Origin of the sequence: Halomonas sp. KM072, from assembly GCF_050710315.1 — a bacterium.
GTDB classification, from domain to species: Bacteria; Pseudomonadota; Gammaproteobacteria; order Pseudomonadales; family Halomonadaceae; genus Vreelandella; species Vreelandella hamiltonii.
In genome coordinates this window covers 2,340,685-2,363,759 of record NZ_CP136132.1, presented here as the reverse complement: position 1 = coordinate 2,363,759, position 23,075 = coordinate 2,340,685, and the positions used below count along the sequence as shown (strand labels likewise).

Genomic DNA, 23,075 nt, shown 5'->3' with positions numbered 1-23,075 from the left:
CAATGACAATACAGGAGTAGGTGATGCAGATTCAGTCGTGGATTCATGAGGCGGCTTATATCAACGGCGAGTGGGTGACGTCGGAGAGTGGCGAGCAGGTGGCGGTGACCAACCCGGCAGACGGTGCGACGCTTGGGCATGTGCCTGCCCTGAGCGCCCAGCAAGTGGCAAGTGCCATCGAGGCGGCCAACGTAGCGCTGCCCGCCTGGAAGAGCAAAACCGCTGCGCAGCGGGCGGCTGTTTTGAGCCGCTGGCATGCGCTGATCATGGAGAACGAGGAGGCCCTAGGCGAGCTGATGACGCTGGAACAGGGCAAGCCGCTGAGGGAGGCGCGGGGTGAAATCGGCTACGCCGCTAGCTTTATCGAGTGGTTTGCCGAGGAGGCCAAGCGGATTTATGGCGATACCATTCCGGGCCACGCGGCAGATAAGCGCATCATCGTCACTCGTGAGCCGGTGGGGGTCTGTGCGGCCATTACGCCGTGGAATTTTCCGGCGGCGATGATTACTCGCAAGGTGGCCCCTGCGCTGGCCGCAGGCTGTACCATCGTGGTGAAACCTGCCATGGAGACGCCGCTGACCGCGCTGGCCTTGGCGGCGCTGGCCGAGCAGGCGGGGGTACCTGCCGGGGTGATCAATATCGTCACTGGGGATGCACAGACCATCGGCCAAGTGCTGACCGAAAGCCCAGTAGTGCGCAAGCTGAGTTTTACCGGTTCTACGGCGGTGGGAGCCAAGCTGATGGCGGCCTGTGCGCCGACGGTGAAGAAAGTGTCGCTGGAGCTGGGAGGTAATGCGCCGTTTATTGTGTTCGATGATGCCGATATCGACGAGGCCGTGGCCGGGGCAATCGATAGCAAGTTTCGCAATGCCGGGCAGACTTGCGTGTGCGCTAACCGTATCTATGTGCAAAGCGGTGTTTACGACACTTTTGTGGAGCGGCTGGCGCAGCGTACTCAGGCCTTGAAGGTGGGCGCTGGCTGCGAGGAGGGGGTGGATATCGGGCCGCTGATTTCCGAGAAGGCGGTGGCCAAGGTGGAAGAGCACCTTCAGGATGCCTTGGCCAAAGGAGGGCGAGTGCTGGCTGGAGGGCAGCGCCATGCGCTAGGGGGGACCTGGTACGCACCCACGGTGGTGGCCGAGGCGACAGCGGACATGGCATGTGCCCGCGAGGAGACATTCGGCCCTCTGGCACCGGTATTCCGCTTCGAAGACGAGGCTGAAGTGATTCGCCTGGCAAACGATACGGAGTTCGGGCTGGCGGCCTATTTCTATGCTGAAAGTGTCTCGCGCATCTGGCGCGTTTCCGAGGCGCTGGAGTACGGCATGGTGGGCATCAATACCGGTTTGATTTCAACGGCGGCAGCTCCGTTCGGTGGGGTCAAGTCTTCAGGCATCGGCCGCGAAGGCTCGCGTTACGGGATCGATGAATATACCGAGATGAAGTACCTCTGCCTGGGTATCAAGCAGGCGGAGTAGCCTTCACTTTAGCAGCCTGTTTTTAGTTCCAAGGCCCCGGGTGAGTGCTCTCACTGCGGGGTTTTTTTTTGGCCCTTACTAGACGTTTAGGTTAGTGAGCTGCGTATTACTACGTATAGGTATCAGTAGCTTCTCCGCCTAGCCTGATTAGGTGACAACAATGACAACATGGAGACTACCCACTTTGAATGTGGCTAATTATCTAGCAGTCAATGCGCAGCGCTTTCCCGAACGGACGGCGATATTTGCAGGCGAGCATCCGGCGCTCAGTTACGTGATTTGCCCATGGCCAGGCAATGGCGGGGGAGTATCCTTGTAGCGGCCAAAAACACTGGGCCAAGATATATCGCGTACCATGGGGGCACACTCACTGCCGAGGCCCCCCATGCCATGACCCGCGTTGCCATCTTCGTAGACACTCAGAACGTTTACCAAACAGCGCGTAAAGCATCGCCCAGTCGGGTGGTGATACAAGCGCGCACCGCGTAGCGGTGCCAGATTGACTTCGCCTCATTACCCTGATATTTATACAGCATGACAAAGCGTGCCTACAAAGAACGGTTCTACCCCACCTCCGAACAGGCTGAGCTGCTGGCGCAGTCGTTCGGGTGTGCCCGTTTTGTCTGGAATAATACCCTGGCCTATCGCACCGAGGCGTATCAGCAGCGCGGTGAATCGGTCTCGCACTCATCGGCGGAAAAGCGACTGGTGGGCTTAAAGGCGGAGTTTCCGTGGTTGCGGGATGTTTCCAGCGTGATCCTGCAGCAAACGCTCCGCGACCAGAAAGCCGCCTTCGACAACTTCTTCAACCCAAAGCTCAAGGCGCGTTACCCACGTTTCAAGCGCAAGGATTGCCGGCAGTCGATCCGGCTGACCAAGGCCGCGTTCCGCTATCGGGATGGTGAGATCACTATCGCAAAAGCGAAGACGCCGTTACCCATCCGATGGAGCCGGTCACTACCCTCTGCACCCTCTACCATCACGATTTCACGCGATCGTGCTGGACGCTACTTCATCAGTTGCCTGTGTGATTTCGTGCCAAAAGCGCTACCGGTCACGCGCAAAACGGTCGGCATTGACCTCGGCTTGAGCGATTTGTTCATTACCAGTGACGGCGCAAAATCGGGCAATCCGCGTCATCTGAAACGCTACGAGGCGAAGCTGGCCTGCTTGCAGCGCCGGTTGGCGAAAAAACAGGCAGGTTCAAACAACCGCAACAAACACCGTTGGAAAGTGGCACGGCTACATGCCAAGATCGCCGACTGTCGCCGTGACGCTACCCACAAAGCGACCCGCGCACTCATTAACGAAAACCAAGTCCTGTGCGTCGAGTCACTTAATATCATTGGTATGATCAAGAATAGACGGCTTTCTAAATCCATTAGCGATGCCGGGTGGGGTGAGTTCGTCCGGCAACTGGAATACAAGGCCGCCTGGGCGGGGCGCCAACTGGTGAAAGTGAGCCAGTGGTTCCCCAGCAGCAAGCGGTGTCATGGCTGTGGCTACAAGGTTGAGAAACTGCCGCTGTCGCAACGTCACTGGCACTGCGAAAGCTGCGGCTATCCCATTGACCGCGACATCAACGCGGCCAGGAATATACAAACCGCCGGGCTGGCGGGGTTAGCCTGTGGAGCGACCGGAGCGGAGGGCAGCGGCCTGGCTGCTATCTAGTGAAGGCGTGTGGAAGCAGGAAGGTTCTGGGGGTGATCTCAGAACCCTCGCCCAAAGCGCGAAGCGCGGCGGGCGGGGAGTGTCAGTACACCGTACGCGACGCCTACGGAAGGCACTTCGATTACCGTCGTTTCTGGGCCAAGGCAACGGCGAACCGGGAGGTGCTGGCCGCCCGCTGCTATGCCATCGACAAGGGCGATGCCAAGCAGCGTGAGTTCCAGAATATCCTCCGTTCGATTGGCTTCGAGGTCAGGTTAAAGCCGTTCATTCAGCGCGCGGATGGTTCGGCCAAGGGTGATTGGGACGTAGGCATCACCCTCGATGCCATCGAATACGCCGAGAAGGCGGATGTGGTGGTGCTGGTCTCCGGCGATGGCGACTTCGACCGGTTGGCGCAGAAGATCCGTGAGGCCCACGGCAAACGGGTGGAAGTCTACGGCGTGCCCCAGCTCACCGCCGCTTCCCTGATCAACGCCGCCAGCCAGTTCATTCCCATCGAGGGTGACTTGTTGCGCCATCACACCTCTTCAATACCCTCTACCAAGAAGACGCGGTAATCGGCGCCCAGGAAGCGGTGCTGACGGGCTTCCTGGTAGGCGGGGCTTTGGTACCAGGCGCGGGCGGCGGCCATGTCGGGGAAGCGCAGGATCACGGCGCCTTCCATGGCGCTGCCTTCCAGCACTTCGAAGTCTCCGTAGAAGGCCAGCGGCTGCGGGTCGTGGCCTTCCCGAGCGGCTTTGGCCTTTTCGCTGTAGCGCTGCATTTCTTCGCTGTTGTGGGTGTGTTCACGGGTCAAAACGACATAAGCAGGCATTGGATTTCCTTGTTGGTCGACGCTACGGCGTCTCGGTCGGGTGGGAGTCATCGGCTGGCGCCTCGGGGTCGGCGTCGGCCATCGGTTCGATTTGACGGTTTTCCAGGGCGGCCAACGCGACCTTGTAGCAGTCTTCGATGTGGCTGTTGCCCATGTATTTCATGGCGGTAAAACTGATGCCGCCCGCCACGGCGCTGCCAATCAGTGGGACGAATTTGCTGGTGCCTTTGGCGGCAACTTTGATGCCCATCTTGCCGAGCAGGGTCACGATTAGGTTTTTGGTGATGTACCTGCCCGCCATCTTGCTGCCGGTATTGGAGATGGCGGTCATGACGAACAGCTTGCTTTCGGTATCCAGACGGTCGATCTGCTCCGGCGTTAGCCCAAACTGGCTGTTGATCTTGGGGATGATGCGCATCAGGATCGCCACATCCGAGCCAATGTCCAGCCCCGGCACGGGAATCATCGCCGTACCTGCAGAGAGGCCGGCGCTGCGCGTCACCATGGCATGGCAGGACTTCTTGATGGCGTCGAGCTCTTCCCTTGTTTCGATCATATGCAATTCCTTTTGGTGATGGCCGAGCGTCATTTTAGTAAAGATTGGCTTTCACCACAGGTGGTGTCACTGCAAGAAGGCTGGTGCTCATACAGTGTTTGAATGATTTGGCAGTCGGCGGCTTTGCCGCCGCGGCACTGATGAATCACTTGGCGGAGTTCATCTGCCAGCGCTTGCAGTTTGGCAATGCGCGCTTCCAGGTGCGTCAAATGACGGCTGGCGATAGCATCGGCGGCGCTGCAGTCGGTGTCAGGGCGGTCGGAGAGCGCTAGCAGCTCCTGGATGCTGTGCAGGTCCAGCCCCAGGTTGCGGCCATGCCGAATGAAACTGATGCGCTCCAGGGCTGCCTGGTCGTAGTGACGATAGCCCTGCTCGCCCCGTTTCGGGGGTGGCAGTAGGCCAAGCTTTTCGTAGTGGCGAATACTCTCCGGCGAGCAGCCTGTGCGGGTAGCCACCTCTCCAATGCGGTAGACGTGTGTCATTGGCTTGACCTTGTAACGATGACAGGGTTTAGGCTAGCCCTTATTCCCAGAGTGGACAAGCAGGTGATGACATGACGTTGATAGCCGAGCTGCTGCAAATTGCGCTAACGGCAGCCCCGTGGCTGCTGTTGGGGCTGGCCATTGCCGGGATGATTAAAGCTTGGCTGCCGGAAAGCCTGCTGCAGCGTTGGATGGGGGGGCGCGGCCTTGGCAGCATCGTCCGGGCGGCGGTGATTGGCATGCCGCTGCCGCTGTGTTCCTGTGGCGCCATTCCTACTGCCATTGCGCTGCACCGTGGTGGCGCGGGGCGTGGGCCTACCACCTCGTTTTTAATCAGCACCCCAGGCGTGGGCGTGGACTCGGTTCTGCTCACCAGCGTACTGCTAGGCCCGCTGATGGCAGTGATGCGTGTTGGTGGCGCGTTGGTAACGGCGATTGTGACAGGCCTGCTAGTAGGCTTGACCCGTGAAGCCGCCGTAGCAGCATCCGCACCCGCTGTTTCCGGTGGCTGCTGCGCTTCCAACGGTTGCCATGATCAACGCGCACATGTCGATGAGCCGAGCGGCCTTAGGGCAGGGTTACGCTATGCGTTTAGCGATCTGCTGGACGACATCAGTGCGTGGATGTTTGCCGGGTTGCTGCTGGCCGGTGTGCTGGTCACGCTGGTGCCGCCGGATACGTTGGTGCGTTTTTCGGGTGGCCTGTGGGCGCTGATGCTGATGGCAGTGGTGGGTATTCCGCTTTACATTTGCGCAGCAGCGGCGACGCCAGTGGCAGCAGGGCTGTTGTTGGCGGGGATCTCCCCTGGAATGGCGCTGGTGTTCTTGCTGGCAGGGCCGATTACCAGCTTGGCTACGCTGGCTATCTTGCGCCGTGAGTTAGGCACTCCTGCCCTGGCAGTGTACCTTGCCAGTGTGCTCTGCGTTACGGTGCTGGTAGGTTGGCTATTTGATGTGGCCGTTGGCATGGCTGGCTGGAGCCCAATGGAGCAGGCAAAACAAGTGCAAGAGTTGCTACCGCACTGGTTAGAGTGGCTGGCCTTGGCAGTGCTGATGATAGTGGCTGTTCGGCCGATACGCCGCCGCTTGTTGGGGTTTTAAACGCCGCTTCGGGTGTTCGGTGAGGCAAGGGTCGACAGCGGGCGGTGTGATCGCCGACTCACACCCTCAGTGTTCGTACTAGCTGGCCCTTTCACTGACTGGGATTGGCTTTCCGGACCTTGCCAATCCGGCAGTAAAGGCGAGACAGGCAAAAATGACCACCGTGTAGTCGAGATTTAGCTGATCCATCAGGAGTCCAAAATGAGGAGCTATCGCGTTGGGGGAGTGCTGCCCCTTCGCTTGATACGCATCATTTGAAGTGTATTGGCTAAGTCGTGGGCAGCCTTGCAATGACCTTGATTTCAAAGTCGAATCCCGCCAGCCATGTGACGCCGACCGCCATCCAGTTGGGGTAGGGCTTTGCTGGAATCGCCCCCATGCCGATGTACATCGCCTTTCCCCCCAACCGACACGTCAGCGCCAAACTGCGCGTATTCATCGATTGGGTGGTCGAAGTCATGGCGTTCTAGCGCTTGTGTTGGCGCTGGGGCTATCGGGTGTCTTTATAAATACGCCCGCCTTTCATGATCAGGCGCAGGTTCTGCTCGGGGTCGTTCAGGAAGTCCAGGTTGCGGCTGGGGTCGCCGTCGACCAACAGCAGGTCTGCCCAGGCGCCGGGCTCAATTTTGCCGAGCGTGCCGGGGTAGGGGTTGCGTGGGCCGGAAAGAGCCAGCAGTTCGCCGTTACGCCCGGTGGCCATGGCCAGTACGGTAAGCGGGTCGTAGAAGCGCGTGAGCTTGGCGAGCTGGCGCAATTGGTTGGGCGTATTCTGAGGGCTGAACAGGATGTCGGTGCCCCAGGCGGTGTGGATGTTGAAACGCTGGGCCAGCTCGTAGGCACGGACGGTGCCTTCGGCGACTTGCCGCTGGGCTTCTCGGCGGGCGGCGTCTGGGTAGACGTTGGCATCTTCGTCTTGCAGAAAGGGCTGCAGGCTCCACCAGGCACCTTCACCGGCCATCATGCGGGCGGCTTCTTCATCGGCCAGCTGGCCGTGTTCGATGGATTTCACCCCGGCTCGCAGCGCTCGCTGTATGCCTCTGGAGGTGTAGACGTGCACCATCACGTAGGTGCCCCAGTCGTCGGCGGCTTCCACGGCGGCGCGCAGTTCGCGTTCGGTAAACTGGGTGCTGTCGAGTGGGTCGTAGAGGGAAGCCACGCCGCCGCCCGCCATCAGCTTGATTTGCGACGCGCCCAGCATGAGCTGCTCCCGGGTGCGTCGCAGGACTTCGTCTTCACCATCGGCAATGGCCGCGACGCCTTGGCGTTCCTGTTCGCTGAGCGGCGTGTTGCTGCCTCTGGGCACCTCGTGACGCAGGCGAAAGTCGCCGTGGCCGGAGGTCTGGGAAATCATGGCGCCTGCCGGAAAGATGCGGGGGCCATCTACGATGCCTTCATCGATGGCGCGCTGGAGGGCAAAGGCGGGGCCGCCCACGTCGCGCACCGATGTCACGCCGCGCATCAGCGTGCGCCGGGCCTCCTGAGCTGCCACCAGGTGAAGGTAGCCCACATCGGCGGTCATGGCGGTGGTTTGGGTGATGGCGGCCAGCGTGGTGTGCCAATGGACGTCGATGAGCCCAGGCATCAGCGTGCGTCCTCCACAATCGATGACCTCGGCCCCTTCAGCGGCGGCATCTGCGGGCAGAATGGCGCGAATGCGGCCCTCTTCGACCCGTACGGCCGCGTCCCGTTGCAGCGCGCTGCCGCTGCCATCGAACAGCTGTAGATGGGTCAACAGCAGCGGGCCATTCGCGGTGCGCGGCTGGGCGCTGGCCAGCGACGGCAGTTGCAGACCGACGAACATGGCCATGACGGCTGCGGTGCCCCCCAATACCTGGCGACGGCTCACGTCGGCCATTACCCGTTCGTGAAACTGTTGCAGTAGCGGTGAACCGCAGCAGCAGGCGCCGTGGGCATGGGGGGCAAAGAGCGGGGCGTTCAGCGCAGCAACCGTCATGGGTAGCCTCGTGTGGGTGGGGTGCTATCTCTGCATCTTAGGGCAGCGGTGTGGATTAAGCGATGTTGGCCCGTAGCGCGCTGCTAGACATAATGCGGTGGCAGCCGCTCGGCCAGAAACTCCATGAACAGCCGCGTGCGATGGGAAAGCGTGGCCTGCCGATAGTAGACGGCATGGATGGGCTGTGTGATCAGCGTGGTGTGGTCGGGCAACACTTCCACCAGCGCGCCACGCTGGCGTGGGGCTTGGGTCATGAAATCGGCCAGGCACACGATACCGACGCCTGAGATTGCCAGCTCCAGCAGGGTGGTGCCGCTGGATGCCGCCAGGGTGGGCGCGATGTGCAGCGGCTGGCCATTGGCGCCGTTCAACGGCCAGCGGTTGAGGTGGTCCAACTGGCTGAAGCCGAGCAGGGTGTGCTGGGCCAGTTCCGCTACCTGAGAGGGGGTGCCATGGCGCGCCAGGTAGGCGGGGCTGGCCAGCACGCGCAGGGCGCTGTGGCCCAGGGGGCGCGCATGGAGCGACGAATCTTCCAGCGCGCCAATGCGAATGGCCAGGTCTACCCGCTGTTCCAGCAGGTCTACAAAGCGGTCATGGGTATCCAGCTCCAGGGTGATTTGCGGGTAGCGGGCGCGAAACTCCTCGATCAGCGGCACCACCACGAATTGCATGAAGCTGGGCGCGGCATTGATGCGCAGCCGCCCGCTGGGCTGCTGATGGCGGTCCTGCACGGCCTCTTCGGCCGCTTCCACGGCGGCCAGGATGCTGCGGCAGTGGGCCAGAAAGGTGTCGCCTTCCTCCGTCAGCTCCAGCCGCCGGGTGGTGCGGCGCAGGAGCGTGGTGCCCAGCTTATGCTCCAGCCGATGCAGGGCGCGGCTGACGCCGGAGACCGTCATGTCCAACTGCTCGGCGGCGGCGGTGATCGAGCCACAGTCCACGACGGTAATGAAGGCTTGCTGCTCTTCCAGAGTACTTTTCATGGCTACCAGGCCTGGTCGTGGCAAGTGATTGTTGATTTTTGTGCAAGAGTCTCTTGCGGGGTGAGCGCTGTTTCCAAGGCATTGTTCACTGCACAATATCGCCCACTCAATGGCTCGCAGTGAAACATCAAGCGAGCCAATCGACAACACAGTGAGGTGTCAGCCATGAAGATACTGTTGATCAATGGCGGTAAAGCGTTTGCCCACTCTGGTGGTGAACTCAACAATACGCTGCATGCCGTTGCAAAGGAAACCCTGCTGGAACTGGGGCATGACGTGCGCGAGACGGTCATCGAGCAAGGCTACGAGACTGCTGCCGAAGTACAGCACTACCTGTGGGCCGACACCATCGTGTACCAGATGCCCGGCTGGTGGATGGGCGCGCCCTGGACGGTCAAGCGCTATATCGATGAAGTCTTTACCGAGGGGCATGGCGCGCTGTACGCAAGCGATGGCCGTTCGCGTCAGGACCCTTCCAAACAGTACGGCAGCGGCGGGCTGCTGCAGGGCCGCCACTACATGCTGTCGTTGACCTGGAATGCCCCCGCCGAAGCCTTCGATGAGCCGGGCAACTTCTTTGAAGGGCGTGGGGTCGATGGCGTCTACTTTGCGTTCCACAAATCCCAGGAGTTCGTCGGGCTGGCCGCCCAGCCCACGTTCATCGCCAACGATGTCATCAAGGCACCGGACGTCGAGCGCGACAAGGCGGAGTATCGCCGCCACCTGCGCCGCGTGTTCGGTTAGTGCTACCTGAGCTGACTGGCACGCTGTCGCAGCTTGGGCAGCGTGCGTGCCACTGGCGGCAGGCGGGTCGCCATGATCAGAGCGGAAGCGGCGGCATACACGGCCCATTCGCGCAGGTCGGCGCGTACCACCCAGAAGAAGTGCAGCAGTACCAGGGCGAGGATGACGTAGGCAAACTTGTGCAGGGGCTTCCAGCGTTTGCCCAGTCGCTGCATCGACCAGCGGTTGGAGGTTGCTCCCAGCACGGCCAGCCCCAGCAGGGCGATCATGCCCACCACGATGTAAGGCCGCTTGACCAGCTCACTGCCCAGCAGGGCCCAGTTCAGCCCCAGAATGAACAGGGCATAGCTCAGCAGGTGAAGGGTCGCGTAAGCGAGGGTCCACAGCCCCAACTGCCGTCGGATCAGGTTGAAGCCTTTCCAGCGGGTGAGCTTGGTCAGCGGGGTCAGGCTCAGGGTCATCAGCAATAGCCAAAGCGCGCCAATGCCCAGGTTCAGTAGCAGGTAGCGCCCGGGTTCCGGGCCAGCGGCGTTGCTGGCCACCTGACCGCTCCAGTACAGCAGGGGGGCCAGCGCGGCCAGGAACACGCCGCCGCGCCATAGCCACCAGGTGCGTGGTGTGGCCATCAGTAGTTGGCTCTCAAGTCCAGGCCGGCATACAGCTCGGCCACTTCGTCGGCGTAGCCGTTGAACATCAGGGTGTCCATGGTATTGGGGCTGAACAGGCTGTTGGGCAGGCGGCGTTCGGTGGCCTGGCTCCAGCGGGGGTGATCCACTTCCGGGTTGACGTTGGCATAGAAGCCGTACTCATTGGGGGCAATCAGCTGCCAGGAGTTCATCGGCTGCTCTTCGACCAGCGAAATGCGCACGATCGACTTGATGCTCTTGAACCCGTATTTCCAGGGCACCACCAGGCGCAGCGGCGCGCCGTTCTGGTTGGGCAGTTCGCGGCCATACATGCCCAGCGCCATCAGGGTCAGCGGGTGCATGGCTTCATCCATGCGCAGGCCCTCCACGTAAGGCCAGTCGATCAGCGAAAACGACGAGCGCTGGCCAGGCATCTGCTCTGGGTCCACCAGGGTTTCGAAGCGCACGTACTTGGCTTTGCTGGTGGGCTCGGCGCGGGTGATGATGTCGGCCAGCGGAATGCCCAGCCAGGGAATGACCATCGACCACGCCTCCACGCAGCGCAAGCGGTAGATGCGCTCTTCGAACTGGGTAGGGCTGACGAGGTCTTCCAGCGCAAAGCGGCCGCCGTTGTTCACCTCGCCATCGACCACCACGCTCCAGGGTTCGGTTTTTAAACTGCCAGCCCGGCGGGCGGGGTCGGTTTTTCCGGTGCCGAACTCATAAAAGTTGTTATAGCCGCTGGCATCGTCGAAGGGGGTCAGGGTGTCTGTGTCGGGGTCGCTGGGGGTCACGGCTCCCCACTGGGTATCGCCGATCTTTTGCTGCAGCCACTCTGGGCCGCTGCCTGCTGGCACATCCGAATAGTCCGCATTGGCGCGGGCGTGCCCCGACAGCGCAAGCCCAGCCCCCAGCCCCGCCATGCCGCCCATGAATTGTCGGCGCGACAGATAGATGGATTCCGGGGTGACATCCGATTCTTTCAAATCACTGGGCTTGGCAATTTTTATCAGCATGGGGGAGCCTCTGCGTAGAAGAGCATGTCCAAGGTGCAAGAAGAGCGTCACCTTTGACGATGGAGGAGAGGAGAAGTTCTCCATTTCTTTGTCAGTGTATAACCTTTATATCGCTTTGACGCTGACTGGCGTCATGTCTTACTGGCCAAGGCCTTGGCCCCTGTGGACTCCATGCGTATGCCTTCAAGAGTTGATGAGCAGAACCCCCAGAGCTACCCAACGAGCGCGGACTGGCACCAGCTGTTCATGCGGCTGCTGCCTTGGCTGGGCTGGCCTTCTACGTGCCGGGGCTGAGCGCCGGGCTGGCGCTGCTGTTGCTCGGATACGCCCTGGGTCAGCGGCTGGTGTTGGGCGCAGGCGTGGTGCTGTGGCTGGTGGCTCTGGGGCACTATTACTACTGGCTGGACCTTTCGCTACTGGCCAAATCAGGGCTGCTGCTGTTACTGGGAATAGCGGTGTTGGGGGCGCGTGGGCTGCTGGCGAGGCGCGCACACGAGGCTGACTCCAGACCGCTGGAGCGCCGTGCTCGTGCCAGTCGCTTCCGCTGGGCGCTGATGCTCTCCACGCTGCTGGTGCTGGCGGCCGTCAATGCTGCCATCTGGCAGAAGGAGCGCCACCTGGCCGAAGGAGAAATCGTCTACCTGGCGCTGGCACCGGTGGACCCGCGTTCCTTGATGCAGGGCGATTACATGGCGCTCGACTTTGCGCTGGCCCAGCGGTTGCGGCAGGCGCTTTACGAGGATCACTCCCAGGCCCTTCCTGACGCCCTGAATGGCGAGGTCGTGGTGCGTCTGGACGATGCGCAGGTCGCTCGTTTTCAGCGCCTGGACGATGGCTCACCCTTGGCCAGTGACGAGCGCCGCCTGGCGTTTCGCCTGCGCCATGGGCAGGTGCGCTTTGCCACCGACGCCTTTTTCTTTCAGGAGGGACATGCCGAGCGCTACGAAGCGGCGCGCTATGGCCAGTTCCGGGTAAATGCCCAAGGGGTGCTACTGCTGACGGGGCTTTACGATGAGGCGTTGCAGCGCCTGGGAGGGTTGGCTCCGTGACTAGCCCGTCGGGGTGTGACTTGCTTCACGGGCTATCGTGGTCTGTACTTGGTCCAACCATAAGCACGGATAGAGGCGAGAATGACGAAAGCACACGGATGGCGATACTGGCTAGTACTGCTGGTAGGGCTATGTTTCTCGCACATGGGCCTGGCGCAGAGCCAGGGCGACGAAAGCGAAGATGAGCGCTGGTTCACCGCAGACACGCTGAATGCCGGACTGGGCGAAGTCCCGGAAGAGGTCAAGCGGCTATCGCCCAGGGAAGCGATTCGCAGCTTCCTGACGCTCACCGAGGAGGGGGACTACGCGGCGGCCGCACATCTGCTCAACCTGGCGGATATCGACTCGGGTGAGCAGCCCGGCCGGGGGGCCGAACTGGCCGAGCAGCTGGCCGAAGTATTGCGGCGCGGCGAGTGGCTCAACGCCTCCAACTTGTCCGGGCGTCAGGATGCGGCCATTGAAGACCCGTCCGGCCAGAACCCGATGACCGGCCAACCCCGACGTAATATCGAGCTGGCCTCGTTGCAGATCAATGGCGATGCGTACGATGTGCGCCTGGGCCGTTACCGCATCCCCGATGAAGACCCCGTGTGGCTGGTGATGCCGGAGAGCGTGTCAGCGATTCCCGAGCTGTATGAAGAGTACGGGCCTTCGGTGATCGAGCAGTATATCCCCGAGCGGTTCAAGACCTCGTTCGGCATGCTGAAGGTATGGGAGTGGCTGGCCATTCCGCTGTTTTTGCTGACGGTGAGCGGAGTGGGCGTCGTGGCCTACTATGCCGTGAGGCTCGTGGCGCGCCTGTTGCCCTCCGGTGTGTCGACCATCTTCGCCGACCAGATCGGGGTGCCCGTTGCGCTGATCGTGATGGCGCTGTTCACTCAGGCACTGCTGGATTACGTGGTGTCGTTTTCCGCCGTGGCCACTACCACCTTCCGGGTATTGCTGATTGCCGTGATGGCCTGGGGCGCGGGCACCATCGCGCTACGCCTGGTGGATACCATCATGCTGCGCATGACGCGTCGCCTGGTGGGGAAATCGACGATACCAAACCCCGCGACAAGCGCCGTCTGCTGACCAGCCTGTACGCCTTGCGGCGTGGCATCATTCTGGTCACGGTGGTGTCGGTGTCGGTGTACGTGCTGGGGCAGATCAAGCTGTTCGAATCCCTGGGCCTTTCGCTGTTGGCCTCGGCCAGCGTGCTGGCCGTGCTGGTGGGCATTGCGGGCCAGGCAGTGCTGGGCAACATTCTCTCCTCTTTTCAGCTTTCGCTGGCCAAGCCGGTGCGCATCGGTGACCTGGTGATCTTCGAGGGCCAATGGTGCTACGTAGAGGGTATCTTCTATACCTTCATCCGCCTGCGCTCCTGGGATGAGCGTCGCTTGATCGTGCCGGTGACCTACTTCATCTCGAAGCCTTTCGAGAACCTGTCGGTCAAAAGTGCCAAGATGTATCGCTTTCTGGAGCTGACGCTGCACTTGAGTGCCGACATCTCCAAAATTCGTGAAAAGTTTATCGAGTTTGCCGAGGCCGAAGAGTCCGTAGTCGAGCACCACAAGCTGCTGTGCTACGTCACAGGGCAAACGGCACATGCGCAGACCGTCACCTGCTACCTGATGACCTCCGACCCGCTATCGGGCTGGACCGCCGAAATGAACATCCGCGAGCAGCTCATGGCCTACATCCGCGATGAGCACCCCGAATGGTGGCCCCGCGAGGTCATGGTCATCAGCCACCACGACGTGGCCAAGGGCCACGGCCAGCGCTCGGGAACCACGTCGAGCGCCCGCCAGGAAACGCATGAACGCACCCGCCGTGGGCCCGGTGAAGGCAGCAGCGACAACCGCGGAGACGCCAGCAGCGAAAGCAGCGCAGAAACCGGAGGCAACAGCGCCCCCGACTAGGCCGATATCATGAACATGACGGAGACAGATTAGCGAGATGACACTCAATATCGTGCAACGGATGCTGCCTGGTTGGGGCGTGACCTATGGCCCTGCCGGTGAAGGGCCGTTTCCTGCCGTGATGCTGCTGCATGGTTCGGAAGGGGCCTGGTCGGGATGGAGCCATCGAGATGCGATGCTGTTGGCTGCACATGGATACCTGGCGTTTCCATTGGGTTATTCACAGGGTGGCAACGTCTGGAATGCGGGACACATCATTGATTATCCCTTGGAGCGCAGCGCTGAAGCGCTGCTAGCGTTACGCGCTTCTGGTTATGCGGCTGACTGGGTCGGCCTCTACGGCGTTTCTCGCGGTGCCGAGCAAGCCCTACTGCTGGGTACCCTGATGGCACGTGAGGCAATGCCTGGCTTGCCTGACGCCATCGCCGTGCATAGCCCACCCGATGTAGTGTGCGGCGCCTTCGATGCGCGAAGTTTTCGGGATGCAGGCGACCCAGGTTGGCAAGCCTGGGACGCCCGTCAGCGAGCCTGGCAATGGCGTGGGCGTCATGATGGTCTACTGCCCACAACGCCTATCGAGATCGAACGTTATCCAGGCCCGCTGTTCATTTCTCACGGAACCGATGATCAAATGTGGTCGGTAGAGATGACAAAACGCCTTGAGCAGCGCTTGCGTCACCATGGTCGCGAACCGGAGGTTCATTACTACGCTGGCGAGGACCACATTCCTGGTAGTGAAGGGCAGAATCTCCACTACCAGAAGGTGCTTGGCTTCTTTGCCCATGCGTTGCACCTGCATACCACGCAACCTGGTAAGTGCTGATCGAAGTCGAGGCATGCATTCCTTGGCATTAGTTGTTGGTCATATCCAACTGCTCCTTGGCCAACCGCTTGGCGCTCGCGAAGTCGGCTTTGCCGGAGCCGAGGCGGGGCAGGGCAGCCGTCGTGAGCCAGTGGTCTGGAATCATCAGGTTGGGGGTGCCCTGGCTGCGCATGGCCGAGACGGTTGCCTGGCGGTCCAGGGGTGTTTCCGATAGCAGTACCAGCCGCTCGCCTTTGCGTGCGTCGGGTAGGCTGACTGCCATCAACGGGGTGTCGGCCTCTTCGAGGGCTGCGCGGACGGCGTTTTCCACGGCGGTCAGGCTGACCATCTCTCCAGCGATCTTGGCAAAGCGCGTGTAGCGGTCGATGAGGGTCAAGAAGCCGTCTTCGTCCATGTATCCTTTATCGCCCGTGACGTACCACCGTTGCCCATCCAGCATCTTGAGGGCCGAGGCAGTGCGTTCGGGGTCATGGAGGTAGCCCTGCATGACCTGAGGGCCACTGACGATCACCATACCGGCTTGCCCGGTGGGCAGTTCATCCAGGCTTTCCGGGTCGACCACTTTCACGCTGGTGCCCGGCAGCGGCATGCCCACCGTGCCCGGCTGATGCCCCTTTTGCAGCGGCTGCGAACGGGAGCCCAGCGTGTCGGGCAAGTTGACCGAGACCACCGGAGCGGTTTCGGTGGCCCCGTAACCTTCATAAATGGGCTTACCGAACCTGGCCATGAAGCCTTCTCGCACGCGCTCATCCAGCTTCTCGGCACCGGCGACCACGATGCGCAGGCTGTGCAACTGCTCGGCTTGCACTTTGGGGTGACGGTTGAACAGCCGCAGCAGGCTGGAGGTGCCGAACATGATGGTGGCCTGGTGCTGGCTGACGGCCTTGGCAACCCCGGATACGTCGGTCGGGTCGGCGTGGCAGACCAGGGGCAGCCCTTCCACCAGTGGCAGCAGCTGAGTCACCGTGAACCCAAACGCATGAAATGTCGGCAGCGAGGCCATCACCACATCGTCGTGCTGGGTGTTCAGTACGTCGGAGGTTTGCTTGATATTGGCCATCAGGTTGCGGTGGCTGAGCATGACGCCCTTGGGCATCCCTTCGCTGCCGCTGGAGAACAGGATGGCCGCCGTGGCGCGGGCATCCTGTGCGCGGCAGAAGAGCGTTTGCAGCAGCCAACCGGGGAGGCAGCGAACGGCCAGCCAGGTCATCAGCCGCTCCCGGCGCGTCATGCTGGCCTGCAGGTCTTCCAGGTAAAGAATGCGAAGGCTGGCCAACAGCGGTGTGACGTCGAGGCCGCGCTGCTCCAGCCTGGTGACAAAGCGCCGGGAGGTGAGCAGCGTGCGTACCTCTGCCTGCTGAAGTGCAAAGGCCAGGGCCTCCTGGCTGGCCGTATAGTTCAGGTTGACCAGCGTTTTACCCGCCAACAGCGTCGCCATATTGGCCAATACCCCCGCCGAGCTGGTGGGCAGCAACACCCCGACGACGGGCTCCTGGGCGCTGTGGCGCATCAGACGCTTGGCGATCAACAGGCTGCCCGTGAGCGCCTGGCCGGCACTCAATGCGCTACCCAACGTATCTGCCACGGCAGGCGCGCCGGGGCGGCGTTTGACGCTTTTGATCCAGGCGCAGGGCAGGCTGGGCAAGGTATCCATGGCGTGCAGCCAGGAGTGGGTGGCCTGTTCGAAAATGCGCCGCTTGAGCACATCGGCGGAGGTGTCTTTCGGCAGCGGCTTGCCAAAGGCAACCACCACGGAGCGGTGCAGCGGCGCGTTGCGCAGTTCCTTCAGCTTGCTGGAGGAGCGGGAGAACTGACTGCCCCACAGCCCGCGCAGATAGAAGGGCACGATGCACACACTCGGGTCGGCCTGCTGGCAGGCGCGCTGGTAGCCTCGGCGCAGCTCGCCCAGTTGGCCGTTATAGCTGATGGCACCCTCTGGAAACAGGCACACGACCTCGCCTGCATTGAGCATGTTGGCCACTTTGGCCAGCGCAATGTCGGCCTGCTCGCCGCGTTCGATGGGGATGCAGCCCAGTGCCTTGAAAAACCAGCGCAGGTACCAGCGTTGATATTAACCCGGCATCCAAATAGCTATGCTATAATGCCGGCATGAACAGAGAAGATGCTCGCACACTCCATCCCGCCGCTCAGGAAGAAAAGCGAAAACTTGCGGTTCGCCTTTCCAAGCGTGGGATGAAGAACAAAGAGATCGCCAAGGAGGTTGGCGTTCACCCCCTCACCGTCGGCCGGTGGCTTACGAAATACCGTGAAGGCGGTCTAAAGGCCTTGCTCGCCCAGGTTCGTGGGCGAAGAGAGGGCTCTGGCCGCCAGCTCACCCCTGATGAAGAAAGTCGACTCCAGGCCATGTTGGTCGACAAGACACCTGACCAGTTGAAGCTTCAGTATGCCCTGTGGACACGCAAGGCCGTACAGGAGTTGATCAAGCTGGAAACCGGGAAGTGGGTGCCAATTCGCACCATTGGCGAATATCTGAAACGCTGGGGGTTCACTGTTCAGAAGCCCAAGAAGCAGGCCTATGAGCAGCGTCCAGCCGAAGTAAAGCGCTGGCTGGAGGAGGACTACCCAACCATTCATGCCCGAGCCAAGGCCGAAGATGCCGAGATTTACTGGGGCGATGAGACCGGGTTGCGTAGCGATAGCCAGCATGTGCGTGGCTACTCACCTCAAGGCGTCACCCCCATCCTCCGGCTCAATGCGAGAAGAGCGACGATCAATCTCATTTCCGCCGTCACTAACCAGGGCAAGGTACGGTTCCGGTTTTTCGACGGCACCATGAATGCGCAAATTCTGATCGACTTCATGAAGCGCTTGATTCGTGATGCCAAGCGGAAGGTCTTCCTGATCCTGGACAACCTCAAGGTCCATCACGCCAAGATCGTCAAGGCCTGGCTGGCGGAGCATCGGGATGAGATTGAAGTGTTCTACCTTCCACCCTACTCGCCGGAATTGAACCCCGATGAGTATCTGAACTGCGACCTCAAAGCCGGCGTGCATAGCGGTACTCCGGCGCGCAGCAGAGACCAGCTGAAGAGGAAGGCGATGTCTCACCTTCGGAAGCTTCAGAAGCTCCCGAGGCGAGTCGCGAAATACTTCAAAGCCCCGTCAATTCGATACGCCGCATCATAGCTATTTTATTGCCGGGTTAATAAATGGAGCGCAGCATCACGAAGCGCACGGGGCGTGGGCTGGCAATCTGCACCATGGCCCAGTCGATCCAGCTGATATGGTTGCCCAGCAGCAGTACGCCCCCCTGGGCAGGCAGGTTCTCCAGGCCATGCACTTCTACTCGGTAGCGGCGGGTGAGCAGAAATCCCAATACGAAGCGCACCAGGCTCTGCGGCAGCTTCAAGATAGTGTAAGCGCCGCCCGCCATGGCAACGCTGGCAATCAACAGCAGCAGATAGTGGCTATCGACCCCTGCCAGAGCGAACAGCGCGGTGAGCGCCAGAAAGCCCAGCATGGCCAGGTTCTGGATCCAGTTATTGGCGGCCATCACGGTGCCCAACTGGTGGTCGGCCGCATGGAACTGAATCAGTGCGTTCAGCGGCACGATGAACAGCCCGCCCATGATGCCGATGAACACGAAGTTCAACGCCTGGCTGGTGGGCGTCGTGAACAGGGGAAGGCACCACAGGCCGATGGCGACCCCAACGGCTCCCACCGGAATCAGCCCGGTTTCGATGCGGTTGCGGGACAGCGAGCTGGCCAGCAGCGACCCCAGCGCAATCCCGATCCCGCTGGCGGCCAGGATGGCTTGCAGCACCAGCGTGTTATCGATGGAAAGCGCATCCTTGGCATAGGACGGAAAGGCGGCCAGCAGCACCTGGCCCACCGACCAGAACGTGGCCAGGCCGATGATCGACAACCGCAGTACGGGCTGCTGGGCAATCAGTCGCAGGTTTTCCCTGAGGGCGGTGCCGCTGCGGTAGCGCGCCCAGGTCAAGAGGGTGGGCGCGGGGCGCGGTGGGTCCAGCGGCAAGCGGTACAGAGCGACCACCTGCAGGACGCTGTTGAGGACCAGCAGCCAACCCAGCGGAGCAATGTGGCGCAGCAGTTCGGCAGGGGAGCCGCCGCCCGCAGGCACCCAGTATTCGAACAGCGCGGTAAAGGCCACGGTGCCTGCCAGTATCGCGGCGATGGTGACGGCTTGCACCAGCCCATTGGCCTCTGCCAAACGTGGCTTGCCAAACAGCCCTTTCACCAACCCGTACTTGGCAGGGGAGTAGAAGGCCGACTGAATGGCCAGCAGCAGCGTCATGGCAAACGCCAGCCAGAACCAGCCCTGGTAGTAAGCCGCCGTGATACCGAGCGACACCGCCACGGCCGCCCAGGCCGAGACGCGCAGCACGCTGACGCGGGGGATCCGGTCGGAAAGATGGCCCGCAGGGCTGAACAGCAGAATGAACGGCAGCAGAATCAGGCCATTCACCAGCGCCGTCAGCACCACCTGTTGCGTACCGTCGTAGCTTTTGAAAATCGTGTTCTGGATAACGATCTTGTGCCCTAGATCCACAAACGCATTGAGGAAAATGGCCATCAGGTAGGGCCAAGCGCCCGCGCTGCGCAGCAATGCTTGCATGGTGTCTCGCCTTGTTTGCCGGATGCTTGATACACCTGCGCGCATTGTGTTGTGCGGGCTTTCCGGTATCGTGGTCGGTTTTGAAACTGATCGTCTTGCAGGGTGATGCAGTATAGCGTGCTTGCGCATACGCTCGACAAGGCTGCCAAGAGAATCCCCATTGATGAATAGCACCCCCTTTCAGGCGTTGGCCTGCCCGCTCGATGGCGAACCGCTCTATCTGGAAGGCAATACGTGGCGATGTGCCGCCCGCCACGCTTTCGATGTGGCCAGACAGGGGTATGTGAACCTGCTGCCGGTGCAGCAGAAGCGCTCGACGGACCCTGGCGATAGCAAGCCCATGGTGGCTGCCCGCCAGCGTTTTCTGGCGGCGGGGCATTATCGGCCGATTGCCGAGTCGGTGAGCGAGATCCTCCAGCGTCATGCGCATGGGCAGGAGGCGTATCACTGCCTGGATGCGGGGTGTGGCGAGGGGTACTACCTGCGTGAACTGGCGGGGCGATGGCCTGCCGAACAGTCGCTGGCGCTGATGGGGTTGGATATTTCCAAGTGGGCGGTGCTGGCGGCTGCCAGGCAGGGGGCCGAGACGTGCCGTTGGGTGGTGGGAAGCAATGCGCAGCTGCCGGTACAGTCGGCCACGCTGGACAGCGTGCTGTGCCTGTTCGGCTTTCCGGTGCATGCGGAGTTTGCGCGGGTACTCAAGCCGGGTGGGCAGCTGCTGCAGGTGGAAGCGGGGCCTGAGCATTTGCGAGAGCTGCGTGAGGTCATCTACCCGACCCTGAAGCCCGCCCGTGAAAAGTCTCCCGAGATGCCCGCAGGCTTTGTGGCGCATTCAGCGCATGAGCTGCGCTATGTGGTCACTTTGAAGGGGGCCGAGTCGATTGGCGATTTGCTGGCCATGACGCCTCACCTTTACCGCGCCAGTGCCGAAGGCCGTGAGCGAGCGGCGAATCTGGAGGCGCTGTCGTTGACCGTGGATGCACGGCTCATCGTCTGGAAGCGAGTGTAGTCCAGAATATAACGCTCAAACGCAAAAAGGCCCGCCGAAGCGGGCCTTTCTGGTGGAACCCATCACACGAGGCGTGGGTTCCAGCAAATGCTCAAGTCCGAAGACTTAGGAGATTTGCTTGATGTTAGAAGCCTGCAGGCCTTTTTTACCCTGGGTAACGTCGAAAGAGACGTTAGCGCCTTCTTGCAGGGTTTTGAAGCCGTCAGACTGGATTTCGGAGAAGTGTGCAAACAGATCGTCGCCACCGTCAGAAGGAGCGATGAAACCGAAGCCTTTGGTGTCGTTAAACCATTTAACTGTGCCAGTTGCCATTGTGTAGATCCTTTGCGCTGATGCGCCTTAATAAAATTCCTGGTATGACCCAGATGAATTAGCGGGTGAAACAAGGAATACAATATTCAGGCTAACGAAAAAGATCGTACGCAACTGAAACCATGCTGCTTGCTTACTAACCAACTGACGCTACAGTGTCATGCTTGCGCTGCCGGGTCAAAGCCTTTCGTGATTATTTTTTGAGTATTGCCATGGAATGGCCTATTTCCAGCCCATTTTCCACGTCTGGTCATCCTTGAGCGCCTGCCAGGGCAGCGTGGTTTCACGGTGGGAATGCACGGCTTCCAGCACGACATCGACGACCTGTTCTTCCTCGTCGCGCAGCAGTTGGGTCACGATGAAATGTTTTTCCTTGTTGCGAGGCGTGACCGCGGTCCATTTGCTGTGGTGTAGCTTATTGGGGTTGATGCTGTTCATGGGAGCTCCGGCAATCGAAGAGAAAACCTGTGGCGTGGCTAGGGTGGTGGAGAACGGGGCCTTCATGCGCGTTGTAAAATGAGGCCCATGCGCCATGCTAAGCTAGGCCACGTAATGATGTTGCGACGCACGATGTAGACCGCTGATTTCTATCGCTGATTCCTACCAACGATTCACACCAACTATTTACATCAACCATTTACACCAACAGGGCACTCAATGAAATATCTATGGAAGCGCTATCTTCAGGCGTCGCTTATTTTACGCGTGACCATTGCGCTGGTTTTGGGCGTGCTGGTCGGCCTGGTGGGCGGCGAGTGGGTCGCCACATGGCTAGGCCCGGTCGGGGATTTGCTGCTGCGTCTGTTGACCTTTCTCATCGTGCCCATCGTGCTGTTCACGCTCATGGTGGGAGTGAATCAATCGCGTGAGGGGAGCGCCGGCCGGGTAGGGGGCAAGGTGTTCTTCTACTATTTGGGGTCCTCCGCCTTGGCGATCATGGTGGGCTTGAGCGTGGCGACGCTGTTCAGTCCTGGCAGCGGCATGACGCTGAATGATAGTGCGAGCTTTTCGGTTCCCGAGAGCCCTGGCGTGGTCGATGCTTTGCTGAACATCGTGCCCAGAAATATCGTGACGGCTTTTGCCGAGCTGAACATGCTGGGCATCATTTTTACCGCCTTGGTCTTTGGCATTGCCCTGCTGAAGTTGCGCCAATCCGAGCAACAGCATGTGCTGGGAGAACAGCTTTATCAGGTGATCGAAGGGCTGAACGAAGTCACCCTCAAGGTCATGGCTGGCGTGCTGCATTTCGTACCGATAGGGGTCTTTGCCATTGTCGCCAAGACGGTCAGCCAGCAGGGAATGGCAACCCTGGTATCGCTGGGGGATATGGTGATGGTGCTCTATATCGCCCTGGGGGTACAGCTGCTAATTTATTGCCTGATCATGATGCTTTTCGGAGTGAAGTTACGCACCTTCTTTCGTGAGGCGCGCACGCCCATGGCGACTGCTTTTGCGACGCAAAGCAGTGCAGGCACGCTACCCTTGACCATCAATGCAGCCCAACGCATGGGCATCCCGAAAAGCATCTATGGCTTCAGCTTGCCGCTTGGGGCAACGCTGAACATGGATGGCGCGGCAATTCGTATTGCCATTTCGGCGGTGTTTGCCGCCAACGTCATTGGTGCCCCGCTCGATTTCATGAGCATGGCCCAGATCGTGCTGATCGGCACGTTAGTGACCGTCGGGACGGCGGGTGTGCCGGGGGCGGGTATCATCATGATCGCGACGGTATTTGCTCAAGTGGGCCTGCCCATTGAAACCGTGGCGCTATTGACGGCAATCGATGCGTTGGTCGGCATGGGGGCCACGGCACTGAACGTGACGGGAGACCTGGTCGGCTCGTCCGTGATCAGCCGCAGTGAAGGGAACGACCTGAGCGAAGCGCCACCCGAAACGGATAGCCCCGCTGTTAACAAGCAGGCATGACCTTCGGAAAGAACCTCTGGAAAGAACTGCTGGA

General features: G+C 60.8%; 21 protein-coding genes and 2 pseudogenes. 11 read left to right on the top strand and 12 right to left on the bottom strand.

Going from position 1 to position 23,075, the window contains the following annotated elements; translation table 11 throughout:
• Positions 1–23 precede the first annotated feature (23 nt).
• From RVM26_RS11180 to RVM26_RS11170, 3 genes are all read left to right on the top strand, one after another.
• The gene (locus RVM26_RS11180) at positions 24–1,478 is read left to right on the top strand and encodes an NAD-dependent succinate-semialdehyde dehydrogenase (protein ID WP_498938642.1); all 1,455 of its coding nucleotides are present in this window, start codon (positions 24–26) and stop codon (positions 1,476–1,478) included.
• A 534-nt stretch (positions 1,479–2,012) separates the two neighbouring features.
• Positions 2,013–3,149: an RNA-guided endonuclease InsQ/TnpB family protein gene (locus tag RVM26_RS11175; RefSeq protein ID WP_497152607.1), complete on the top strand. Its 1,137-nt coding sequence runs from the start codon at positions 2,013–2,015 to the stop codon at positions 3,147–3,149.
• 32 nt (positions 3,150–3,181) lie between these two features.
• Positions 3,182–3,706, top strand: a complete 525-nt coding sequence (locus tag RVM26_RS11170) for a LabA-like NYN domain-containing protein (protein WP_498938639.1) — start codon at positions 3,182–3,184, stop codon at positions 3,704–3,706.
• Here the strand turns inward: RVM26_RS11170 and RVM26_RS11165 are convergent.
• The 3 genes from RVM26_RS11165 to RVM26_RS11155 are packed head-to-tail and all read right to left on the bottom strand — an operon-like array spanning position 3,667 to position 5,001.
• Positions 3,667–3,963, bottom strand: coding sequence for a DUF1330 domain-containing protein (locus tag RVM26_RS11165; protein WP_016914775.1), 297 nt, complete (start codon positions 3,961–3,963; stop codon positions 3,667–3,669). The genes RVM26_RS11170 and RVM26_RS11165 overlap by 40 nt on opposite strands.
• A 22-nt stretch (positions 3,964–3,985) precedes the next feature.
• The gene (locus tag RVM26_RS11160; protein WP_039183489.1) at positions 3,986–4,519 is read right to left on the bottom strand and encodes a hypothetical protein; all 534 of its coding nucleotides are present in this window, start codon (positions 4,517–4,519) and stop codon (positions 3,986–3,988) included.
• Between the two features lie 29 nt (positions 4,520–4,548).
• On the bottom strand, positions 4,549–5,001 hold the full coding sequence (locus RVM26_RS11155; protein ID WP_498938637.1) for a MerR family transcriptional regulator: 453 nt from the start codon (positions 4,999–5,001) through the stop codon (positions 4,549–4,551).
• A 71-nt stretch (positions 5,002–5,072) separates the two neighbouring features.
• Here RVM26_RS11155 and RVM26_RS11150 point away from each other — a divergent pair, with 71 nt between their 5' ends.
• Positions 5,073–6,101 (top strand): SO_0444 family Cu/Zn efflux transporter, encoded by a 1,029-nt coding sequence (locus tag RVM26_RS11150; RefSeq protein WP_498938635.1) that lies wholly within the window; start codon positions 5,073–5,075, stop codon positions 6,099–6,101.
• Between the two features lie 268 nt (positions 6,102–6,369).
• On the opposite strand, the gene RVM26_RS11145 is transcribed toward RVM26_RS11150, so the two are convergent.
• From RVM26_RS11145 to RVM26_RS11135, 3 genes are all read right to left on the bottom strand, one after another.
• The gene (locus RVM26_RS11145; protein WP_498938633.1) at positions 6,370–6,561 is read right to left on the bottom strand and encodes a RidA family protein; all 192 of its coding nucleotides are present in this window, start codon (positions 6,559–6,561) and stop codon (positions 6,370–6,372) included.
• 30 nt (positions 6,562–6,591) lie between these two features.
• The gene (locus RVM26_RS11140) at positions 6,592–8,055 is read right to left on the bottom strand and encodes a metal-dependent hydrolase family protein (RefSeq protein WP_498938631.1); all 1,464 of its coding nucleotides are present in this window, start codon (positions 8,053–8,055) and stop codon (positions 6,592–6,594) included.
• Positions 8,056–8,138: 83 nt separating this feature from the next.
• Positions 8,139–9,035 (bottom strand): LysR substrate-binding domain-containing protein, encoded by an 897-nt coding sequence (locus RVM26_RS11135; protein ID WP_498938629.1) that lies wholly within the window; start codon positions 9,033–9,035, stop codon positions 8,139–8,141.
• Between the two features lie 165 nt (positions 9,036–9,200).
• On the opposite strand from RVM26_RS11135, the gene RVM26_RS11130 reads away from it, so the two are divergent.
• On the top strand, positions 9,201–9,779 hold the full coding sequence (locus RVM26_RS11130; protein WP_039183470.1) for an NAD(P)H-dependent oxidoreductase: 579 nt from the start codon (positions 9,201–9,203) through the stop codon (positions 9,777–9,779).
• 2 nt (positions 9,780–9,781) lie between these two features.
• Here RVM26_RS11130 and msrQ read toward each other — a convergent pair whose 3' ends face one another.
• Both msrQ and msrP read right to left on the bottom strand, forming a co-directional pair.
• On the bottom strand, positions 9,782–10,405 hold the full coding sequence (gene msrQ, locus RVM26_RS11125) for a protein-methionine-sulfoxide reductase heme-binding subunit MsrQ (RefSeq protein WP_498938626.1): 624 nt from the start codon (positions 10,403–10,405) through the stop codon (positions 9,782–9,784).
• A complete protein-coding gene (gene msrP, locus RVM26_RS11120; protein ID WP_498938624.1) occupies positions 10,405–11,421 on the bottom strand; it encodes a protein-methionine-sulfoxide reductase catalytic subunit MsrP in 1,017 nt (338 codons plus the stop codon). The genes msrQ and msrP overlap by 1 nt, the downstream gene beginning before the upstream one ends.
• Positions 11,422–11,651: 230 nt before the next feature.
• On the opposite strand from msrP, the gene RVM26_RS11115 reads away from it, so the two are divergent.
• From RVM26_RS11115 to RVM26_RS11105, 3 genes and pseudogenes are all read left to right on the top strand, one after another.
• A complete protein-coding gene (locus RVM26_RS11115) occupies positions 11,652–12,470 on the top strand; it encodes a GDYXXLXY domain-containing protein (protein WP_498941739.1) in 819 nt (272 codons plus the stop codon).
• An 81-nt stretch (positions 12,471–12,551) separates the two neighbouring features.
• A pseudogene (locus tag RVM26_RS11110) lies at positions 12,552–14,371 on the top strand (mechanosensitive ion channel family protein).
• 37 nt (positions 14,372–14,408) lie between these two features.
• Entirely contained in the window at positions 14,409–15,194 is a 786-nt protein-coding gene (locus RVM26_RS11105) for an alpha/beta hydrolase family protein (RefSeq protein ID WP_498938622.1), read from the top strand.
• 28 nt (positions 15,195–15,222) lie between these two features.
• Here RVM26_RS11105 and RVM26_RS11100 read toward each other — a convergent pair whose 3' ends face one another.
• Entirely contained in the window at positions 15,223–17,250 is a 2,028-nt protein-coding gene (locus RVM26_RS11100) for an AMP-binding protein (RefSeq protein ID WP_498941737.1), read from the bottom strand.
• A 53-nt stretch (positions 17,251–17,303) separates the two neighbouring features.
• Here RVM26_RS11100 and RVM26_RS11095 point away from each other — a divergent pair, with 53 nt between their 5' ends.
• Positions 17,304–18,341 (top strand): IS630 family transposase, encoded by a 1,038-nt coding sequence (locus RVM26_RS11095; RefSeq protein WP_287804249.1) that lies wholly within the window; start codon positions 17,304–17,306, stop codon positions 18,339–18,341.
• 19 nt (positions 18,342–18,360) lie between these two features.
• Here RVM26_RS11095 and RVM26_RS11090 read toward each other — a convergent pair.
• A pseudogene (locus tag RVM26_RS11090) lies at positions 18,361–19,794 on the bottom strand (MFS transporter); the annotation flags it as partial.
• A 163-nt stretch (positions 19,795–19,957) separates the two neighbouring features.
• Here RVM26_RS11090 and RVM26_RS11085 point away from each other — a divergent pair.
• On the top strand, positions 19,958–20,803 hold the full coding sequence (locus tag RVM26_RS11085) for a class I SAM-dependent methyltransferase (protein WP_498938620.1): 846 nt from the start codon (positions 19,958–19,960) through the stop codon (positions 20,801–20,803).
• 105 nt (positions 20,804–20,908) lie between these two features.
• On the opposite strand, the gene RVM26_RS11080 is transcribed toward RVM26_RS11085, so the two are convergent.
• Positions 20,909–21,115: a cold-shock protein gene (locus RVM26_RS11080; protein ID WP_009095703.1), complete on the bottom strand. Its 207-nt coding sequence runs from the start codon at positions 21,113–21,115 to the stop codon at positions 20,909–20,911.
• Between the two features lie 222 nt (positions 21,116–21,337).
• Entirely contained in the window at positions 21,338–21,553 is a 216-nt protein-coding gene (locus RVM26_RS11075; RefSeq protein WP_039183856.1) for a TIGR02450 family Trp-rich protein, read from the bottom strand.
• Positions 21,554–21,772: 219 nt separating this feature from the next.
• Here RVM26_RS11075 and RVM26_RS11070 point away from each other — a divergent pair, with 219 nt between their 5' ends.
• The gene (locus tag RVM26_RS11070) at positions 21,773–23,041 is read left to right on the top strand and encodes a dicarboxylate/amino acid:cation symporter (RefSeq protein WP_189463806.1); all 1,269 of its coding nucleotides are present in this window, start codon (positions 21,773–21,775) and stop codon (positions 23,039–23,041) included.
• Positions 23,042–23,075 lie beyond the last annotated feature (34 nt).

Coding starts and splice junctions, on each gene's coding strand:
- RVM26_RS11075 (WP_039183856.1), bottom strand. CDS start 21,553: ATGAACAGCATCAACCCCAATAAGCTACACCACAGCAAATGGACCGCG.
- msrQ (WP_498938626.1), bottom strand. CDS start 10,405: ATGGCCACACCACGCACCTGGTGGCTATGGCGCGGCGGCGTGTTCCTG.
- RVM26_RS11175 (WP_497152607.1), top strand. CDS start 2,013: ATGACAAAGCGTGCCTACAAAGAACGGTTCTACCCCACCTCCGAACAG.
- RVM26_RS11070 (WP_189463806.1), top strand. CDS start 21,773: ATGAAATATCTATGGAAGCGCTATCTTCAGGCGTCGCTTATTTTACGC.
- RVM26_RS11150 (WP_498938635.1), top strand. CDS start 5,073: ATGACGTTGATAGCCGAGCTGCTGCAAATTGCGCTAACGGCAGCCCCG.
- RVM26_RS11160 (WP_039183489.1), bottom strand. CDS start 4,519: ATGATCGAAACAAGGGAAGAGCTCGACGCCATCAAGAAGTCCTGCCAT.
- RVM26_RS11165 (WP_016914775.1), bottom strand. CDS start 3,963: ATGCCTGCTTATGTCGTTTTGACCCGTGAACACACCCACAACAGCGAA.
- RVM26_RS11140 (WP_498938631.1), bottom strand. CDS start 8,055: ATGACGGTTGCTGCGCTGAACGCCCCGCTCTTTGCCCCCCATGCCCAC.
- RVM26_RS11145 (WP_498938633.1), bottom strand. CDS start 6,561: ATGACTTCGACCACCCAATCGATGAATACGCGCAGTTTGGCGCTGACG.
- RVM26_RS11105 (WP_498938622.1), top strand. CDS start 14,409: ATGACACTCAATATCGTGCAACGGATGCTGCCTGGTTGGGGCGTGACC.
- RVM26_RS11085 (WP_498938620.1), top strand. CDS start 19,958: ATGAATAGCACCCCCTTTCAGGCGTTGGCCTGCCCGCTCGATGGCGAA.
- RVM26_RS11135 (WP_498938629.1), bottom strand. CDS start 9,035: ATGAAAAGTACTCTGGAAGAGCAGCAAGCCTTCATTACCGTCGTGGAC.
- RVM26_RS11130 (WP_039183470.1), top strand. CDS start 9,201: ATGAAGATACTGTTGATCAATGGCGGTAAAGCGTTTGCCCACTCTGGT.
- RVM26_RS11080 (WP_009095703.1), bottom strand. CDS start 21,115: ATGGCAACTGGCACAGTTAAATGGTTTAACGACACCAAAGGCTTCGGT.
- msrP (WP_498938624.1), bottom strand. CDS start 11,421: ATGCTGATAAAAATTGCCAAGCCCAGTGATTTGAAAGAATCGGATGTC.
- RVM26_RS11180 (WP_498938642.1), top strand. CDS start 24: ATGCAGATTCAGTCGTGGATTCATGAGGCGGCTTATATCAACGGCGAG.
- RVM26_RS11095 (WP_287804249.1), top strand. CDS start 17,304: ATGAACAGAGAAGATGCTCGCACACTCCATCCCGCCGCTCAGGAAGAA.
- RVM26_RS11155 (WP_498938637.1), bottom strand. CDS start 5,001: ATGACACACGTCTACCGCATTGGAGAGGTGGCTACCCGCACAGGCTGC.